15 protein-coding genes are annotated in these 17,689 nt (G+C 70.7%); 9 read left to right on the plus strand and 6 right to left on the minus strand.

Translation table 11 applies throughout. The annotated features are described in order from the left end of the window. Together IE263_RS49300 and IE263_RS46755 are read left to right on the plus strand one after the other, a co-directional pair. On the plus strand, positions 1 to 264 hold a 264-nt coding region (locus tag IE263_RS49300), incomplete at its 5' end, for a hypothetical protein (protein WP_229911557.1). Positions 265 to 523: 259 nt separating this feature from the next. Next, positions 524 to 1,357 (plus strand): HAD family hydrolase, encoded by an 834-nt coding sequence (locus tag IE263_RS46755; RefSeq protein WP_189944260.1) that lies wholly within the window; start codon positions 524 to 526, stop codon positions 1,355 to 1,357. 410 nt (positions 1,358 to 1,767) lie between these two features. Here the strand turns inward: IE263_RS46755 and IE263_RS46760 are convergent, their stop codons facing one another. Further along, entirely contained in the window at positions 1,768 to 2,592 is an 825-nt protein-coding gene (locus tag IE263_RS46760; RefSeq protein WP_189944261.1) for a Fic family protein, read from the minus strand. Positions 2,593 to 2,693: 101 nt separating this feature from the next. On the opposite strand from IE263_RS46760, the gene IE263_RS46765 reads away from it, so the two are divergent. After that, entirely contained in the window at positions 2,694 to 3,674 is a 981-nt protein-coding gene (locus IE263_RS46765) for an ATP-binding protein (protein ID WP_189944262.1), read from the plus strand. Positions 3,675 to 3,701: 27 nt separating this feature from the next. On the opposite strand, the gene IE263_RS46770 is transcribed toward IE263_RS46765, so the two are convergent. Beyond that, a complete protein-coding gene (locus IE263_RS46770) occupies positions 3,702 to 4,973 on the minus strand; it encodes a polysaccharide deacetylase family protein (protein WP_189944263.1) in 1,272 nt (423 codons plus the stop codon). Positions 4,974 to 5,309: 336 nt separating this feature from the next. Here IE263_RS46770 and IE263_RS46775 point away from each other — a divergent pair, with 336 nt between their 5' ends. Further along, positions 5,310 to 7,868, plus strand: coding sequence for a bifunctional SulP family inorganic anion transporter/carbonic anhydrase (locus tag IE263_RS46775; protein WP_189944264.1), 2,559 nt, complete (start codon positions 5,310 to 5,312; stop codon positions 7,866 to 7,868). Positions 7,869 to 7,891: 23 nt separating this feature from the next. Here the strand turns inward: IE263_RS46775 and IE263_RS46780 are convergent, their stop codons facing one another. Both IE263_RS46780 and IE263_RS46785 read right to left on the minus strand, forming a co-directional pair. After that, positions 7,892 to 8,548: a hypothetical protein gene (locus IE263_RS46780; protein ID WP_189944265.1), complete on the minus strand. Its 657-nt coding sequence runs from the start codon at positions 8,546 to 8,548 to the stop codon at positions 7,892 to 7,894. Then, on the minus strand, positions 8,545 to 9,159 hold the full coding sequence (locus IE263_RS46785; RefSeq protein WP_189944266.1) for an RNA polymerase sigma factor: 615 nt from the start codon (positions 9,157 to 9,159) through the stop codon (positions 8,545 to 8,547). Before IE263_RS46785 ends, IE263_RS46780 begins: the two co-directional genes overlap by 4 nt. 301 nt (positions 9,160 to 9,460) lie before the next feature. Between IE263_RS46785 and acs the strand changes: the two genes are divergently transcribed. The 5 genes from acs (at position 9,461) to IE263_RS49305 (ending at position 14,877) form a co-directional block, all read left to right on the plus strand. Further along, entirely contained in the window at positions 9,461 to 11,419 is a 1,959-nt protein-coding gene (acs, locus tag IE263_RS46790) for an acetate--CoA ligase (protein ID WP_189944267.1), read from the plus strand. A gap of 209 nt (positions 11,420 to 11,628) precedes the next feature. Next, a complete protein-coding gene (gene nhaA, locus IE263_RS46795) occupies positions 11,629 to 13,065 on the plus strand; it encodes a Na+/H+ antiporter NhaA (RefSeq protein ID WP_189944268.1) in 1,437 nt (478 codons plus the stop codon). 81 nt (positions 13,066 to 13,146) lie between these two features. After that, positions 13,147 to 13,635 (plus strand): phage holin family protein, encoded by a 489-nt coding sequence (locus tag IE263_RS46800; RefSeq protein WP_189944269.1) that lies wholly within the window; start codon positions 13,147 to 13,149, stop codon positions 13,633 to 13,635. After that, complete coding sequence (locus IE263_RS46805) at positions 13,632 to 14,570, plus strand: alpha/beta fold hydrolase (protein ID WP_189944270.1); 939 nt, start codon at positions 13,632 to 13,634, stop codon at positions 14,568 to 14,570. Before IE263_RS46800 ends, IE263_RS46805 begins: the two co-directional genes overlap by 4 nt. Positions 14,571 to 14,697: 127 nt before the next feature. After that, positions 14,698 to 14,877: a hypothetical protein gene (locus IE263_RS49305; protein ID WP_229911558.1), complete on the plus strand. Its 180-nt coding sequence runs from the start codon at positions 14,698 to 14,700 to the stop codon at positions 14,875 to 14,877. 34 nt (positions 14,878 to 14,911) lie between these two features. Here the strand turns inward: IE263_RS49305 and IE263_RS46810 are convergent, their stop codons facing one another. Continuing rightward, positions 14,912 to 16,111, minus strand: coding sequence for a MarP family serine protease (locus tag IE263_RS46810; protein WP_189944271.1), 1,200 nt, complete (start codon positions 16,109 to 16,111; stop codon positions 14,912 to 14,914). A gap of 96 nt (positions 16,112 to 16,207) precedes the next feature. Then, the gene (locus IE263_RS46815) at positions 16,208 to 16,903 is read right to left on the minus strand and encodes an NUDIX hydrolase (RefSeq protein ID WP_189944272.1); all 696 of its coding nucleotides are present in this window, start codon (positions 16,901 to 16,903) and stop codon (positions 16,208 to 16,210) included. Between the last annotated feature and the right edge of the window lie 786 nt (positions 16,904 to 17,689).

Consider the following 17,689-nt stretch of genomic DNA (forward strand, 5'->3'; position numbering starts at 1 on the left):
CCGACAACGAAATGGGCCCCCGACTCCGTCGGCGGCCCATTACGAAAGATCGAGGCTAGGTGTCCGGCAAACGGAACCGGCCGTGAACTCGGCCCGAGCGGACGCGTTGGAATCACGGTGCAGCGAACCCGGAAATCGTGTGGATCTTGGTGGATAACTGTGGACGAGCAGGTGGTTGTGAATATCGCTGTCACCCATACCGGTGACCGCCGCACCGCCCCCTACGCGTCTCCCGCAGAGCAGTCCGACGACTACGAGCGGTGACGGATCATGAGCATGCGAAAGAGGCGGCTTCAGCCGCTTGGACACGGCGGCACAGCCGCGCAGAGAAGGAGAAAACCCACCCGGACATGCGACGACCCCCGCCGGGGGGGAGAGCGGGGGTCGTCTCCACGGCCGACTCGGGGGGGGAGGAGCCGGACCGGGTTAGCACGGTCGCGAACGATCCGTGACTTCCATGGTGTACCCGAGAGCCCTCTCAGGCAAACCCACGCGCCCACCTTACGCCGAATGGGCTGCCCCTATGCTCTGGGTTGTGGAAAACCACTCCTTGCCCCGCACAGCGGCCTTCTTTGACCTGGACAAGACGGTCATTGCGAAGTCGAGCACGCTCACCTTCAGCAAGTCCTTCTACCAAGGCGGGCTGATCAACCGCAGGGCGGCCCTGCGTACCGCGTATGCCCAGTTCGTCTTCCTCGTGGGCGGTATGGACCACGACCAGATGGAACGGACACGCGAGTACCTGTCCGCGCTCGTGCGCGGCTGGAACGTCCAGCAGGTGAAGGAGATCGTCGCCGAGACCCTGCACGACCTGATCGACCCGCTCATCTACGACGAGGCCGCCTCCCTGATCGAGGAGCACCACACCGCCGGCCGCGATGTCGTGATCGTGTCGACGTCGGGCGCCGAGGTGGTCGAGCCGATCGGGGAGATGCTGGGCGCGGACCGGGTGGTGGCCACCCGCATGGTGGTGGGCGAGGACGGCTGCTTCACCGGCGAGGTGGAGTACTACGCGTACGGCCCGACCAAGGCGGAGGCGATCAAGGAGCTGGCGGAGTCCGAGGGGTACGACCTCTCGCGCTGCTATGCCTACAGCGACTCGGCGACGGACCTGCCGATGCTGGAGGCGGTGGGCCATCCACACGCCGTGAACCCGGACCGCCCGCTGCGCCGCGAGGCCCTCGCGCGCGGGTGGCCGATTCTCGACTTCCACCGGCCGGTGCGGCTCAAGCAACGCCTTCCGTCGTTCTCCGTCCCACCCCGCCCGACACTCGTCGCCATGGCCGCCATAGGCGCGGCGGCGGCCACGGCGGGCCTCGTCTGGTACGCCAGCCGGCGCCGGGGGGCGACCGCCTGAGCCGCGTCCGCGCGACCCTCCCGCGCGTGATGCGACCATCAACACCCGTTTGGCGCCTTTTTGAGGGCAAAAGTAAAGAACTGGTGCCCGGCCTTCCGCTTGTCCTGGCCCTGGAGTACAAAGGACTTAACGGCCCGCGAGACCAAGGACATCCGAGAGGATCACCTTAATAACCGCATTTGGCCCCACGGACCGGTGCATGAACATCGGGCACCCACGCGACGTCGACCCGTCGATTACGGGCCAGCCGCACCAGGTAACGGGCAAAGATCCTGACCTGATGGGCGACATATCGAGGACGCTTGGTAACCCGGTGAGCATGCCAGCGGCGGTACGAGGACTCGTACCGCCGCATCCCTGTCAGGCCCCCTCGGGGGCTTTTTTCATGCCTTCACGCGCGCGTACCTGCGCTACGCCGCCCCGCGCTGCAGCGCCTCGCACACCGCCGTCGACTCACGGGCGCCCAGCTCGACCGCCCGGCCGCAGTGGGCGATCCAGGCCGCCATGCCGTCCGGGGTCCCTGAGACATAGCCGTCCAGGGCGGCCAGGTAGGCCGCCCGCCCCAGCTCGGCGTGGCCCACCTCGGCCGGGCAGACCGACTTGGGGTCGAGTCCGCTGCCGATCAGGACGATGCGCTCGGCCGCGCGCGCGACAAGACCGTTGTGGGAGGCGAAGGGGCGCAGGGCGAGCAGTTCGCCGTGCACGACGGCCGCCGTCACCAGGGCGGGAGCCGAACTGCCCGCCACGATCAGCTCGGACAGCCCCTCCAGACGGCCGGAGACCTCGTCCGCGCTCGGCAGCGGCAGCTCGATCAGCGGCTCGTCGACCGGCTCACCGGTCTGCCGCGGCCGCCCGACCTCGTCGTCCTTGTTCGCCGCGGCCACCAGGTGCAGCCGCGCCAGCACCCGCAAGGGGGACTGCCGCCAGATGGACAGCAGCTGGCCCGCTTCCGCGGTCAGCCGCAGCGCGGCGCCCACGACGCGTGCCTCGTCGTCGGCACCGAAGTCACTGCGTCGGCGCACCTCCTCCAGGGCCCAGTCCGCGCCGGACAGCGCCGCCGAGCCACGGGCGCCGCGCAGGGCCGCCTCGGAGGTGATCGCGGTGCTGCGGCGTCGCATGATGCGGTGCCCGTAGACCCGGTCCACGGCCTTGCGCACGGTCTCCACGGACTCGGCCACGCCGGGCAGCGCACCCAGGGCCGCGAGCGGATCGGCGGTAGCGCCTGTCGTACTCATGAGTACGACACTACGCAACCAGGGCGCACACCCCTCGAAGGAGTGGTCTTCTTCACGCACCCCTGCCACCCACAGCCATCACGACACTACGCTTCGTGAACATGAAAATTGCTTTCGTTGGGAAGGGCGGCAGCGGCAAGACGACCCTGTCCTCCCTGTTCATCCGCCACCTCGCGGCCGTTGGCGCGCCCGTGATCGCGATCGACGCGGACATCAACCAGCACCTGGGACCCGCGCTCGGTCTCGACGAGGCGGAGGCCGCCGCACTGCCCGCGATGGGCGACCGGCTGCCACTGATCAAGGACTATCTGCGCGGCTCCAACCCCCGCATCACCTCAGCCGGGACGATGATCAAGACGACCCCGCCCGGCGAGGGCTCCCGGCTGCTGCGGGTACGTGAGAGCAACCCGGTCTACGACGCCTGCGCCCGGACGGTGGAACTCGACGGCGGCGCCGTCCGTTTGATGGTCACGGGCCCCTTCACGGACGCCGACCTGGGGGTCGCCTGCTACCACTCCAAGACGGGAGCGGTGGAGCTGTGTCTGAACCACCTGGTGGACGGCCCTGACGAGTACGTCGTGGTCGACATGACGGCAGGCTCGGACTCCTTCGCCTCCGGCATGTTCACCCGTTTCGACGTCACGTTCCTCGTCGCCGAGCCGACCCGGAAGGGGGTCTCCGTCTACCGCCAGTACAAGGACTACGCCCGCGACTTCGGCGTCGAGCTGAGGGTCGTCGGCAACAAGGTGCAGGGTCAGGACGACCGTGACTTCCTCCGCGCCGAGGTCGGGGACGACCTGCTGGTGACGGTCGGGCACTCGAACTGGGTGCGCGCCATGGAGAAGGGCCGGCCGCCCCGCTTCGACGCCCTGGAGGACACGAACCGCCATGCTCTGGGCCTGCTGCGGACGGTCGTCGACTCGGCGTACGAGCGGCGTGACTGGGAGCGCTATACGCGCCAGATGGTGCACTTCCACCTGAAGAACGCCCAGTCGTGGGGCAATGAGCGCACCGGGGCCGACCTGGCCGTGCAGGTCGACCCCGGCTTCGTCCTCGGCGAGAGCGTCACCGCCTCCGTATGACGGCTGGGCGGCCGACCGGCCCGACGCCTACTGCTTGAACGCCGGCGCCCCGGGCACGCCCTTCGGGGCCGGGGCGGGGCGGCCGGCGAGGAAGGACGCCCAGCCCTGCTTCGGGGCCTCGCCGACGCCGAGGGTCCGCAGCTTGGCCAGGATCCTCGGGTCCTGGGCGTCGAGCCAGTCGGCCAGCTGGCGGAACGAGACGCAGCGCACCTCCTGCTTGGTGCAGACGCGCTCCACGACCTCCTCGACGGCGCGCATGTACGTGCCGCCGTTCCAGGACTCGAAGTGGTTGCCGATGATCAGCGGCGCGCGGTTGCCGTCGTAGGCCCGCTGGAAGCCCCTGAGCAGGCCGTCACGCATCTGGTCGCCCCACTGCTTGTGCTTGGCGGGGTCGCCCTGGCTGGTGGTGCCGGACTGGTTGACCATGAAGTTGTAGTCCATGGTCAGCTGCTCGAAGGAGTGGCCGGGGAAGGGCACGAGCTGCATCGACAGGTCCCACAGGCCCTCCTTCCTGCCGGGCCAGACCTGGTTGTTGACGCCGCTGGTGTCATAGCGGAAGCCCAGCTCGCGGCCCGCCTTCAGGAAGTTCTGCCGGCCTTCGAGGCAGGGGGTGCGGGCGCCGATGAGTTCCTGGTCGTAGTCGAAGGGCAGCGGGGCCGCCTCCGTCATGCCGGTGTTGGTCTTCCAGGTCTTCACGAACTGCTTGGCCTGGGTGATCTCGTCCTTCCACTCCTCGACCGACCACTCGCCGACGCCGCCGCCCTTGCCGCAGAAGTGGCCGTTGAAGTGGGTGCCGATCTCGTTGCCCTCCAGCCACGCAAGGCGCAGCTGCTGCACGGTGTCGGCGATGCCCTGCTCGTCGTTGAAACCGATGTCGGAGCGGCCCGGGGAGTGCTGCGGCGGCTTGTAGAGGTCGCGCTTCTCCTCCGGCAGGAGATACACGCCGCTGAGGAAGTACGTCATCGTCGCGTTGTTGGCCTTGGACACCTTGCGGAAGTGGGAGAACAGCCGCTGGCTGTCCTCACCGGCGCCGTCCCAGGAGAAGACGACGAACTGCGGCGGCTTCTGGCCCGGCTTCAGGCGCTCGGGGCGGGGCAGGTGCGGCTGTGCCCCGGTGAACGCGGTGGAGCCGTCCCCGATCAGACGGACCGCGCTCTTGGCGCCAGGCCTCGCGTTCTGCGGACCCGGCGCCCCTTCGGACCTGTGGGCACCGCCGGTTCTCGACAGGCAACCGGCGAGCGATGCGGCGACGGCCGCGGCGACCACGGCGCCCGCGGCGATCCTCTGGTTGGCGGCCATCTTCCGCCCACCTTCTTCCTTCTCTCGGGCCGACGCCGGCGAGGGCGTTCTCGGGTGGCATGCCGGGACGAGGGCCGACAGCGCCGCCAAGGTCGCACGGGACCGAGAAGGAATTAGTACGACAAGCCGATCAAATGCCCACTTCACTCCTGCGGGTGATCAATTGACCTATTTGCCCGGAAAATCCATGCTTGGCCTTTACTCTGCATTACGATTCGTTTACCGAGCGTTGATTCATCCCGCCACTGCACGCCGTGACCCACGGCCGCGACCGCCCCCGCGTCGACGGGGGACCACTTGTTCCGCGACCGCGCTGCCCCGGAGGAGACGGGAACCATGTCAGCCTGCGTCCCCACTCGCGCTTCCGACCCGACGCGCACCCAGCGCATCCGCCCGCCCCACAGTCCCCCACCGCACCGGCACCGCCGCTTCCATATCGCCGGCGCCGACGTGTCCGCCTCCATCGCGGTCTTTCTGATCGCTCTACCGCTGTCCCTCGGTATCGCCCTCGCCACCGGCGCGCCCCTGCAGGCCGGCCTCGTCGCCGCCGCCGTCGGCGGGCTCGTCGCCGGGTGGCTCGGCGGTGCTCCGCTCCAGGTCACCGGGCCCGCCGCGGGGCTGACCGTCGTCACCGCGGACCTCATCCACCGCTACGGCTGGCGGACGACGTGCGCCATCACCGTGCTCGCCGGGCTCGCGCAACTCGGCCTCGGCTGTCTGCGCGTGGCGCGCAGCGCGCTCGCCGTCAGCCCCGCCATCGTGCACGGCATGCTCGCCGGCATCGGCGTCACCATCGCCGTCGCCCAGCTGCACATCGTCCTCGGCGGCAGCCCACAGAGCTCCGTCCTCGACAACCTCCACGCGCTGCCCGCCCAGTTGGCGGACCTGCGGCCCGCCGCTGTGGCCGTGAGCGCGCTGACCCTCGCCCTTCTGTTGCTCTGGCCGCGCCTGCCCGGCCGGGTGGGCGGTCTGCTGCGCAAGGTACCCGCGGCGCTCGTCGCCGTTGCCGGGGCCACCGCGACCGCCGCGCTCGCCGGACTGACCCAGCCCAGAGTCGAGCTGCCGTCCTGGAGCAGTCACGCCCTGGCCGGGCTGCCCGAGGGGCCGGTGCTCGGCCTCGTCGCCGCCGTGCTCACCACCACGCTGGTGTGCAGCGTGCAGTCGCTGCTCGGCGCCGTCGCCGTGGACAAGCTGATCGCCTCCCGCCCCGGCCCGCACGTCGCCCGCTCCGACCTCGACCGCGAGCTGCTCGGCCAGGGCGCCGCCAACGTCGTCTCCGGCGCGCTCGGCGGACTGCCCGTCGCGGGGGTGGCCGTGCGCAGTTCCGCGAATGTGCAAGCCGGTGCCGTCAGCCGGAACTCCACGATGCTGCACGGCGTTCTCGTAGTAGTCGCCGCGCTGCTGATGGTCCCGATCCTGGAGTTCATCCCGCTCGCCTCGCTCGCCGCCCTGGTGATGGCCGTCGGCATCCAGATGGTGTCCCTGCACCACATTCGCACGGTGACCCGCCACCGAGAGGTGCTGGTCTACGCCGTCACCACCCTCGGCGTGGTGTTCCTCGGCGTCCTGGAGGGCGTGGCGCTGGGAATCGCCGTGGCCGTCGCCGTCTCCCTGCACCGCCTCGCCCGCACCCGCATCACCCATGACGAGAAGGAAGGAGTCCATCACGTACACGTACGAGGACAGTTGACGTTCCTCGCGGTGCCGCGGCTCAGCCGCGCCCTGCACCTCGTGCCCCAAGGAACGCAGGTCGTGGTCGAGTTGGACGGCTCCTTCATGGACCACGCGGCGTACGAGACCCTGCAGGACTGGCAGAGGACGCACACCGCGCAGGGCGGCTCCGTCGAGCTGACCGGCCGCCGCTCCGGCACCGACGGCCAGGCCTTCGAGCTCACCGCCACCGAGGCTCCCGACCCCACCCCGGCGGCGGGCGCTCCCCTCGCCGACTGCCGCTGCGGCCCCTGGACGCCCTGGCGCAACCACCAGTGCGAGGGTCCGCGGTCCGCCACTCCGCCCGGCCACGGCACCGACGGACAGCCGACGGAAGGCCGGTCGTCCGGGGAACCGGGCGGGCAGTCCGGCGAACCTCCCGCCGGGTCCGCGAGATCCACCAGGTCCGGTCGGTCCGACGGGTCCGAGGGGTCCGACAGGTCCGGGTCCGACGGTTCCGCCGAGCCCGACGGACCGGCCGGCTCGGGCAGGTCCGCCGACTCCGAACCGAGCGCGCACCAACTCGTCCGTGGCATCACCGCGTTCCACCGCAACACCGCACCGCTGGTACGGGGTGAGCTGGCGCGGCTGGCACGGGAGGGGCAGCGGCCGTCCCAGCTCTTCCTCACCTGCGCCGACTCACGGCTGGTCACGTCGATGATCACCTCCAGTGGTCCCGGCGACCTGTTCGTGGTGCGCAATGTGGGCAACCTCGTGCCCCCGCCCGGTGAGGAGAGCGGGGACGACTCGGTGGCGGCAGCGATCGAGTACGCGGTGGACGTGCTGAAGGTGCGGTCCATCACGGTGTGCGGGCACTCCGGGTGCGGGGCCATGCAGGCGCTGCTCAGCTCCGAACCCGGGGGCGCGCAGACCCCGTTGAAGCGGTGGCTGCGGCACGGGCTGCCGAGCCTGGAGCGGATGGCCGACGGTAGCCGCCCCTGGGCCCGGTTGGCCGGGCGGGCGCCCGCCGACGCGGTCGAGCAGCTCTGCCTGACCAACGTGGTCCAGCAGTTGGACCACCTGCGCGCCCACGAGTCGGTGGCCCGGGCCCTGCGGGCCGGGGTGCTGGAGCTGCACGGGATGTACTTCCACGTGGGCGAGGCGCAGGCGTACCTGCTCACCGGGGCGTGCGGGGGTGACGACGAGGTGTTCGACCACGTGGGGGTGGCGGACGTGCCGGCGTGAGCCCGGTGCCGGTGTGCCGCGGGTCAGTGGCTCACCGGCACACAGGGCGACACCTTGCCCTTGTATGCCGACATGAACGACATCGTCTTTCCGAAGTGCTGGTCCTTGGGAATGTCGGAGTTCTCGATGGCCAAGGAGTCGCCACGGTGGAGAACGACCGTCCAGTTCCACAGGTCCTTGCCATGCGTGGGGGCGGCGGGCGCCGTCGACCGGAGCTGCTGCGGGGAGGCAGAAGTGTCCGGGGCCGCCGGGCTCACCGAGAGGAAACCGGACGACTCGGACTCGGCGCGCAGGGGTACGCCCCGCGGGTTCTTGCACTGCTGGCCGTAGGGAAGCTCCGTGATGTCGACCATGACGCCCTCCGCGCGCAGCCGTTCGGCGAATTCGCGCTGGGTCGCACGGTCCAGGCTCCTCGACTGCACGGTCACCGTCACCGTGCCGTCCCCGTTCCGCTCCACCGCGTACGCCGGTGAATCGGCCGGGGAGCCCGGTACCAGTGCCAGCGCCAGTCCGGCCGCCGCGCACACCCCGGCGGCGAGGGCGAGCCGGCGGCCCGTGAGCAGGCGGCGCCGGGCGGGCGGGACCTCCGGCGTGAACTCCTCGGCCGAGGAGGAACGCCGCTCGACCTCCCTCCGCAGCTCCGCCAACAGCCGGTCCTCGAACGTCGTTCGGGTGCTCATGCCTCTCCTCCGGCTCCTTCGATGACGTATGACAGCGATGTGCCGGCCTTGTCGTCGGCCGGCGGACAGGCCTCGGCCCGCAGCGCCTTGCGGGCCCGGTGCAGACGGACCCGCGCCGTGACCTGGCGGATGCCGAGCGCGGCGGCGGCCTCGGTGACCGAGAGCTGGTCGACCGCGATGAGTTCCAGGACGGCGCGTTCGCCCTCGGGGAGCCGTTCCAGGGCGGCGAGGGCGCGGCGGCCCGGGCTCTCGGCGTCGAGCTTGTCCTCGAGGCGGGCGATGTCGTCGGGCTCCAGCAGCCGTCGCCCCGAGATGCGCAGGTCGCGCCGGGTCTCACGGGCGGCCCGGCGGTACTCCGAGGAGACGACGCTGCGGGCGATGCCGTAGAGCCAGGCTCTCTCGCTGCCCAGGCCCGGCCGGTAGGTGTGGGCGGAGTCCAGGACCGCGAGGAAGGTCTCGGCGGTCAGGTCGGCGACCGTGTGGGGGTCGGCGACACGCCGGGCCACGAAAGACGTCACCGCGTCCACATGCCGCCGGTAGAACTCCTCGAAGAGCTGTGGGTCCCGTGCCGCGGCGGCCGGCCCTCCGCGTATCGCTTCCACCCGGTCCATACGGGCTCCCCTCTCCTAGGTGGCACTTCACCTGTACTTGGGCGGGGATGTGAAAGGCGTTACACCCGCTGAACTCCACCCGCTCGGCGTCCGTGGGTACGGATGACCCCGGCCGACGGAAGCGAGTCGAAAGCGGCCCGAAAGACGACCCGCAAAGGTCTAAACCAATTTTCCGGCGACCCTTGTCACCAGGCCCCTGGGTCTGATGAGGTGTGGTCTGGGACACAACGGACACCCTTCGAGAGGGAGATGTCGTGAGCAACGAGAGCCTGGCCAACCTGCTGAGGATGGAGAGGGAGCGATGAGCGAGACTTCTTCCCTTTCCAACCTGCTCAAGGAAGAGCGCAGGTTCGCGCCCCCCGCCGACCTGGCCACCCACGCCAACGTCACGGCGGAGGCGTACGAACAGGCCAAGGCTGACAGGCTCGGCTTCTGGGCCGAGCAGGCCCGTCGGCTGACCTGGGCCAAGGAGCCGACGGAGACGCTGGACTGGTCGAACCCGCCGTTCGCCAAGTGGTTCAAGGACGGCGAGCTCAACGTCGCGTACAACTGCGTGGACCGGCATGTGGAGGCCGGGCACGGCGACCGGGTCGCGATCCACTTCGAGGGCGAGCCCGGCGACAGCCGCGCCATCACCTACGCCCAGTTGAAGGACGAGGTCTCCAGGGCCGCCAACGCCCTGCTGGAGCTGGGAGTCCGGAAGGGCGACCGGGTCGCCGTCTACATGCCGATGATCCCGGAGACGGCGGTTGCGATGCTGGCGTGCGCCCGCATCGGCGCCGCGCACTCGGTGGTCTTCGGCGGCTTCTCGGCGGACGCGCTGGCGACCCGTATCCAGGACGCGGACGCCAAGGTCGTCATCACGTCCGACGGCGGCTACCGGCGCGGCAAGCCGTCCGCGCTCAAGCCGGCGGTCGACGAGGCGATCTCCAAGGTCGACAACGTCGAGCATGTGCTCGTGGTCCGCCGTACCGGGCAGGACGTCGCGTGGAACGACAGCCGTGACGTGTGGTGGCACGAGATCGTGGAGCGGCAGTCGGCCGAGCACACGCCCGAGGCGTTCGAGGCCGAGCACCCGCTGTTCATCCTCTACACCTCCGGGACCACGGGGAAGCCGAAGGGCATCCTGCACACCTCCGGCGGCTACCTCACGCAGGCCGCGTACACGCACCACGCCGTCTTCGACCTCAAGCCGGAGACCGACGTGTACTGGTGCACCGCCGACGTCGGCTGGGTCACCGGGCACTCGTACATCGTCTACGGGCCGCTGGCGAACGGCGCGACGCAGGTCATGTACGAGGGCACGCCCGACACCCCGCACCAGGGCCGGTTCTGGGAGATCGTGCAGAAGTACGGGGTGACGATCCTGTACACGGCGCCGACCGCGATCCGTACGTTCATGAAGTGGGGCGACGACATCCCCGCGAAGTTCGACCTGTCCAGCCTGCGGGTCCTGGGGTCCGTGGGTGAGCCGATCAACCCCGAGGCCTGGATCTGGTACCGCAAGCACATCGGGGCCGACCGGACCCCGATCGTCGACACCTGGTGGCAGACCGAGACCGGCGCGATGATGATCTCGCCGCTGCCGGGCGTGACGGCGACCAAGCCGGGGTCCGCGCAGACGCCGCTGCCCGGTATCTCCGCGACCGTCGTCGACGACGAGGCGAACGAGGTGCCCCACGGCGGTGGCGGCTACCTGGTCCTCACCGAGCCGTGGCCGTCGATGCTGCGCACGATCTGGGGCGACGACCAGCGGTTCATCGACACGTACTGGTCGCGCTTCGAGGGCAAGTACTTCGCCGGTGACGGGGCGAAGAAGGACGACGACGGCGACATCTGGCTGCTGGGCCGGGTCGACGACGTGATGCTCGTGTCGGGCCACAACATCTCCACCACCGAGGTGGAGTCGGCGCTCGTGTCGCACCCGTCGGTCGCCGAGGCGGCCGTCGTCGGCGCGGCGGACGAGACGACGGGCCAGGCGATCGTCGCCTTCGTCATCCTGCGCGGTACGGCGTCGGAGGACGAGAGCCTCGTCAACGACCTGCGCAACCACGTCGGCGCCACCCTCGGCCCGATCGCCAAGCCCAAGCGGATCCTGCCGGTGGCCGAGCTGCCGAAGACCCGCTCCGGCAAGATCATGCGCCGTCTGCTGCGGGACGTCGCCGAGAACCGCCAGCTCGGTGACGTCACCACCCTGACCGACTCGACGGTCATGGACCTCATCCAGGCGAAGCTGCCGGCGGCGCCGAGCGAGGACTGAGCACCCACCTCGGGAGTCTGACCCGCAGGACTGAGTACGGCCATGAAGGGCACCCGGCGACCAGCGCGCCGGGTGCCCTTTTCGCACCTAACGTAGGGATCACCGGATTCCTCCCCGCGCACCTTAGGTAGCCTAAGCAAAAAAAGAGGGGCGCCGGGAAGTCTGGTCGGCATGCGTTCCGCCCTGCCCACCGACCGGAGGTCTCCCCCGTGCCCGCGCCCCACACCACCGCCCCCCGCAAGGTCCTCGGGCGTCTGTCCCTGCCCGAGCGGGCCTTCGTCGCGGACGCGCTGCGCACCGAGACCGTCGGCGGTGTCCTGCTGCTCCTCGCCGCGGTCGCCGCGCTGGCCTGGGCGAACATCCCGGCGCTGCACGACAGCTACGAGACCGTCAGCCACTACCACCTCGGCCCCGAGGCCCTCGGTCTGAACCTGTCGATCGCGCACTGGGCCGCCGACGGCCTCCTCGCCGTCTTCTTCTTCGTCGCCGGCATCGAACTCAAGCGCGAGCTGGTCGCCGGTGATCTCAGGGACCCCAGGGCCGCCGCGCTGCCCGTGGTCGCCGCCCTGTGCGGCATGGCCGCACCGGCGCTCGTCTACACCCTCACCAACCTCACCGGCGGTGGATCGCTCAACGGCTGGGCGGTCCCGACCGCCACCGACATCGCCTTCGCGCTCGCCGTGCTCGCCGTCATCGGCACATCCCTGCCGAGCGCCCTGCGCGCCTTCCTGCTCACGCTCGCCGTCGTCGACGACCTGTTCGCGATCCTGATCATCGCGGTCTTCTTCACGGACACCCTCGACTTCGCCGCGCTCGGCGGCGCGGTCGCCGGTCTCGCCGTGTTCTGGCTGCTGCTGCGCAAGGGGATCCGCGGCTGGTACATCTACGTCCCGCTCGGGGTCGTCGTCTGGGCGCTGATGTACAACAGCGGCGTCCACGCCACCATCGCGGGCGTCGCGATGGGCCTGATGCTGCGCTGTACGACCCACGAGGGCGAGGAGCGCTCGCCCGGCGAGCGCATCGAACACCTGGTACGTCCCCTCTCCGCCGGCCTCGCGGTCCCGTTGTTCGCCCTGTTCAGCGCCGGTGTGGGGGTTTCGGGCAGGGCGCTCGGGGACGTGTTCACCCAGCCGGAGACCCTCGGCGTCGTCCTCGGCCTCGTCGTCGGCAAGACGATCGGCATCTTCGGCGGGACCTGGCTGACCGTCCGCTTCACGCGGGCCTCGCTCAGCGAGGACCTCGCCTGGGCGGACGTCTTCGCCGTCGCGTCGCTGGCCGGCATCGGCTTCACCGTCTCGCTGCTCATCGGGGAGCTGGCCTTCGAGGGCGAGGCGGCCCTCACCGACGAGGTCAAGGCCGCCGTCCTCGTGGGCTCGCTGATCGCGGCGACCCTGGCGACCGCCCTGCTGAAGGTGCGCAACGCCAAGTACCGCAGCCTGTGGGAGGCCGAGGAGCGCGACGACGATCGCGACGGCATCCCGGACGTCTACGAGCAGGACGACCCGGCGTACCACCTGCGCATGGCCGCCATCCACGACGCCAAGGCCGCCGAGCACCGCAGGATCGCCGCGGAGAAGGCCGCCGCGCGGCCCGGGTTGGCCGAAGTGGCGGGCGGGGCAGGCGAGGAGGGCGACCGTCCGGCATGATCTGACGGGACGGTACAAAAGACGGGACCGTACGCAGTCAGGCAGAAGACGGCGGAACCGTACAAGACGAGGGAGACCGCGATGAGCGCACCCGACGGCAGCCCGGTCGGCGCCGAACGCAGCATCGGCCAGCTGTTCGCCTCCGCGACGACCGAGATGTCGGCGCTGGTGCACGACGAGATCGCGCTGGCGAAGGCGCAGCTCAAGCAGGACGTCAAGCGCGGCGCGACAAGCGGCGGCGCGTTCACCCTGGCCGGCGCGGTCCTGCTCTTCTCGCTGCCGATGCTGAACTTCGCCCTCGCCTACGGCATCCGGACCTGGAGCGACTGGAACCTCGCGGTCTGCTTCCTGCTGTCCTTCGCGGCGAACGTCCTCGTCGCCCTCCTCCTCGCGCTGCTCGGCGTGGTCTTCGCGAAGAAGGCCAAGAAGAGCAAGGGCCCGCAGAAGGTGGCCGCCTCGGTGAAGGAGTCGGCGGGCGTCCTGCAGAAGGCCAAGCCGCACCCGCGGCCCGAGCTCGCGCAGGACCGGGGCCAGAAGGCCATCGAGGCTGTGGCACGCTCATCGTCATGACGGACCCCGCCACCCCTTCGGCGCAGCCTGCCTCGGTCGTACGGCCGGACGGCCCCTGGACCCATCGCGAGGTCGCGGCCAACGGCGCGCGCTTCCACATCGCCGAGCTGGGCGACGGCCCCCTCGTGATGCTGGTGCACGGCTTCCCCCAGTTCTGGTGGGCCTGGCGGCACCAGCTGACCGCGCTGGCCGACGCGGGCTTCCGGGCCGTCGCCATGGACCTGCGGGGCGTCGGCGGCAGCGACCGCACGCCCCGCGGCTACGACCCGGCCAACCTCGCCCTCGACATCACCGGCGTGATCCGCTCCCTCGGCGAGCCGGACGCGGCGCTGGTCGGCCACGACCTGGGCGGCTATCTGGCGTGGACGGCGGCCGTCATGCGCCCCAAGCTCGTACGACGGCTCGCGGTCGCCTCGATGCCGCACCCCCGGCGCTGGCGCTCAGCCATGCTCGCCGACGTCCGGCAGACCACCGCGAGCTCCCACATCTGGGGCTTCCAGCGGCCCTGGATCCCGGAACGGCAGCTGACCGCCGACGGTGGGGAGCTGGTGGGCCGGCTGATCCGGGAGTGGTCCGGGCCGCAGCTGCCGGAGGACGAGGCCCTGGAGACGTACCAGCGCGCGATGTGCATCCCCTCCACCGCCCACTGCTCGGTGGAGCCGTACCGGTGGCTGGTGCGGTCGATGGCCCGGCCGGACGGCATCCAGTTCTACCGGCGCATGAAGCGGCCTGTGCGCGTGCCGACGCTGCATCTGCACGGTTCCCTCGACCCGGTGATGCGCACCCGCAGCGCGGCCGGCTCCGGGGAGTACGTCGAAGCGCCGTACCGCTGGCGGCTGTTCGACGGACTGGGACATTTCCCCCATGAGGAAGATCCGGTCGCTTTCTCGGCCGAACTGGTCAACTGGCTGAAGGATCCCGAACCCGATAGGTGACCGCGCCATCGCGCCCGGTATCCGATCCTGAACACCTGTACTACGAACAGCCAATTGCCCGGCGCATAGGCCAATTGGCGGGCCCTCGGGCGGTTATCGACCTTGGGGCAGGGGCAGACGTCGGGGTATGGGCTGGACGCACGACTACAGTGACGCAGCACGCAACCGCCGCTCGGCCGCTGGCCTGAGCTCCCACCAAAGAGGTGCCGCCCCGCAGCCGGGCGGCGATCTCCGGGTGGGCATTCCGCGCATCCTGCGCCGCCGGGCCCGCTGGGTCTCGGTACGCCTGCGTCACCCGCGCGGCTGACACCTTCTGACGACGCCACAGCGCTTCTACGGCTCTACAGCGCGCAGTTGTCGCTGTCCACCTCTTGGTTCGCGCGGCGCCCCTGGACGATGTCCTCCTGGATCTCGTCCGCGGTGAGCGCGTAGCCGGTGTCGGCGTCGTCGAGGGACTTCGCGAAGACCACGCCGTACACCTTGCCGTCGGGCGTGAGCAGCGGGCCGCCGGAGTTGCCCTGGCGGACGGTCGCGAACAGCGAGTAGACGTCACGACGGACGGTGCCCCGGTGGTAGATGTCCGGGCCGTTGGCCGTGATGCGCCCGCGCACGCGCGCGGCACGCACGTCGTACGCGCCGTTCTCCGGGAAGCCGGCCACGATCGCGCTGTCGCCGCTCGCCGCGTCCCCGGTGGTGAACTGCAGTACGGGCGCGTCGAGATCCGGTACGTCGAGGACGGCGATGTCGCGCTTCCAGTCGTACAGCACGACCGTGGCATCGTACTTGCGTCCCTCGCCGCCTATCTGGACGGTGGGCTCGTCGACGCCGCCCACGACGTGCGCGTTGGTCATGACGCGGCGCTCGTCGAAGACGAAGCCGGTACCCTCCAGGACCTTGCTGCAGCTCTCCGCGGTGCCCATGACCTTGACGATGGAGCGCTGCGCGCGGACCGCCACCGCGCTGTTGGCGAGAGCCGGGTCCGGCGGCTTGACCTCGGTGATCGGCTCGTTCGAGAACGGGCTGAAGACCTGCGGGAAGCCGTTCTGCGCGAGGACGGAGGAGAAGTCGGCGAACCAGGTGTCGGCCTGGTCGGGCAGCGCCTGGGACACCCCGTGCAGCACCTTGGAGTTACGGACCTCCTTGCCCAGTGTGGGCAGGGTCGTACCGGCGAGGGCGGACCCGATCAGCCATGCCACGAGGAGCATGGCGACGACGTTGACGAGGGCACCGCCGGTCGCGTCCAGCGCACGGGCCGGGGACCAGGTGATGTACCGGCGCAGCTTGTTGCCCAGATGGGTGGTGAGGGCCTGGCCGACGGAGGCGCAGACGATCACGACGACGACCGCGACGACGGCGGCCGTCGTGCTCACCTCGGAGTTGTCGGTCAGCGCGTCCCAGATCACGGGCAGCAGGTAAACGGCGACGAGGCCGCCGCCCAGGAACCCGATCACCGACAGGATGCCGACGACGAAGCCCTGACGGTAGCCCACCACCGCGAACCAGACGGCCGCGAGCAGCAACAGGATGTCCAGCACGTTCACCGTTTCAGGCCTCGCCTCTTTCTTCCCCGGCCAGGGCAGGTCGGCCGGGGGTCCGGGGGTCGTACCCCGGATAGACACAGCACGGGGGACACCCTGTCATGACCGCCAGTCCAGCGGGACCTGCTTCTCCCGGTCCCAGGAGCGCTCCCACCCCGCGTAGTGCAGCAGGCGGTCGATGAGGCCGGCCGTGAAGCCCCACACGAGGGCCGATTCGACCAGGAATGCCGGACCGCGGTGACCGCTGGGGTGGACGGTCGTGGCGCGGTTCTCGGGGTCCGTGAGATCCGCCACGGGGACCGTGAAGACGCGGGCGGTCTCGTTGGGGTCGACCACACCGACCGGGCTGGGCTCGCGCCACCAGCCCAGGACCGGGGTCACGACGAAGCCGCTGACCGGGATGTACAGCTTGGGCAGCACGCCGAAGAGCTGAACGCCGGAGGGATCGAGTCCGGTCTCCTCCTCGGCCTCGCGCAGAGCCGCCCTGAGCGGCCCGTCGCCGTGCGGATCGCCGTCCTCCGGGTCGAGGGCGCCACCCGGGAAGGAGGGCTGCCCGGCATGCGAGCGCAGCGAACTGGCCCGCTCCATCAGCAGCAGCTCGGGGCCACGCTCCCCCTCCCCGAAGAGGATCAGGACGGCCGACTGCCGCCCCGCTCCGTCCGACGGCGGCAGAAAGCGGCTCAGCTGGACCGGCTGGACCGTTTCCACGGCATGCACGACCGGGTCCAGCCAGCCGGGCAGCCCTTCCTTGCTGAGCACCACCGACCCGCCCTGCGTGTCACTCGCGCGTGTCACCGCCACACCACCCCCCGTTCTGCCAAGTCCAACGCCCGAGGGTCCGTAGATCGTTCCAGAACACACGCTGCCGTCGACGCCGGTGGACGCGTTGCGACCGGATCCGGCGTGGCGGGCGGGGTCGAGCCTGCCGGGGGCTTGGGCGTCGCGACCGCGGCCGACTCGCCGGTCCGGCCTGCCAAGAACCCGCGCGTCGCACCCGCAGGCGGCCCGCCGGTCCGGCCTGCCAAGAACCTGCGCGTCGCACCTGTCGTCGGCCCAGCGGTCGAGGCCGTCGCACATTCGGGTGTCGAGCCCATGCTCTGCCATGCCTCCAACCTCAGCGTGCGGCCCCTCCTCGGGCGTGCCGCCGAACCGAACGCCGGGCCTGCGATCAAGCCTGCCGCCGCCTCCGGCGTGGGGCCCGCACTCTGACCCACCGCCGGCTCTGGGGCCAGGCCGATGGCCGAGCCTGCCCGTGGTCCCGGCGTCGTGCCCGCCGCCGACACAGGCGTCGGGCCCATGACCGTGCTCGGGCCCACCCCCGACCAAGGCGCCCGGGCTGCGCTCCGACCAGCCACCGGCCCCGGCATCGAGCCTGTGCCGCGACCGGCCGTCAGCCCGTTTGAGGGGCCTGTTCTCGGGCCTCCCGCCGGACCCGGCATCAGGCCCGCACTCCGACCAGCCACCAGCCCCAGCACCCCCGCTGCGGTCGGCTCAGCCGCCAGGCCCGCGCTCCGCCCAGCCGCCGGTCCGGGCCCCACCGCACTCAGGTCTGCCATCAGGGCCGCGTTCCGCCCCTCCGTC

It is taken from the genome of Streptomyces aurantiogriseus, assembly GCF_014649375.1.
Lineage (GTDB): Bacteria > Actinomycetota > Actinomycetes > Streptomycetales > Streptomycetaceae > Streptomyces > Streptomyces aurantiogriseus.

Excerpts from the sequence above, each read along its gene's own strand:
- IE263_RS46760 (WP_189944261.1), bottom strand. The coding sequence starts at position 2,592 with ATGAGTACGACAGGCGCTACCGCCGATCCGCTCGCGGCCCTGGGTGCG.
- IE263_RS46770 (WP_189944263.1), bottom strand. The coding sequence starts at position 4,973 with ATGGCCGCCAACCAGAGGATCGCCGCGGGCGCCGTGGTCGCCGCGGCC.
- IE263_RS46755 (WP_189944260.1), top strand. The coding sequence starts at position 524 with ATGCTCTGGGTTGTGGAAAACCACTCCTTGCCCCGCACAGCGGCCTTC.
- IE263_RS49305 (WP_229911558.1), top strand. The coding sequence starts at position 14,698 with ATGGGCTGGACGCACGACTACAGTGACGCAGCACGCAACCGCCGCTCG.
- IE263_RS46800 (WP_189944269.1), top strand. The coding sequence starts at position 13,147 with ATGAGCGCACCCGACGGCAGCCCGGTCGGCGCCGAACGCAGCATCGGC.
- IE263_RS46780 (WP_189944265.1), bottom strand. The coding sequence starts at position 8,548 with ATGAGCACCCGAACGACGTTCGAGGACCGGCTGTTGGCGGAGCTGCGG.
- IE263_RS46785 (WP_189944266.1), bottom strand. The coding sequence starts at position 9,159 with ATGGACCGGGTGGAAGCGATACGCGGAGGGCCGGCCGCCGCGGCACGG.
- IE263_RS46765 (WP_189944262.1), top strand. The coding sequence starts at position 2,694 with ATGAAAATTGCTTTCGTTGGGAAGGGCGGCAGCGGCAAGACGACCCTG.
- acs (WP_189944267.1), top strand. The coding sequence starts at position 9,461 with ATGAGCGAGACTTCTTCCCTTTCCAACCTGCTCAAGGAAGAGCGCAGG.
- IE263_RS46805 (WP_189944270.1), top strand. The coding sequence starts at position 13,632 with ATGACGGACCCCGCCACCCCTTCGGCGCAGCCTGCCTCGGTCGTACGG.
- IE263_RS46775 (WP_189944264.1), top strand. The coding sequence starts at position 5,310 with ATGTCAGCCTGCGTCCCCACTCGCGCTTCCGACCCGACGCGCACCCAG.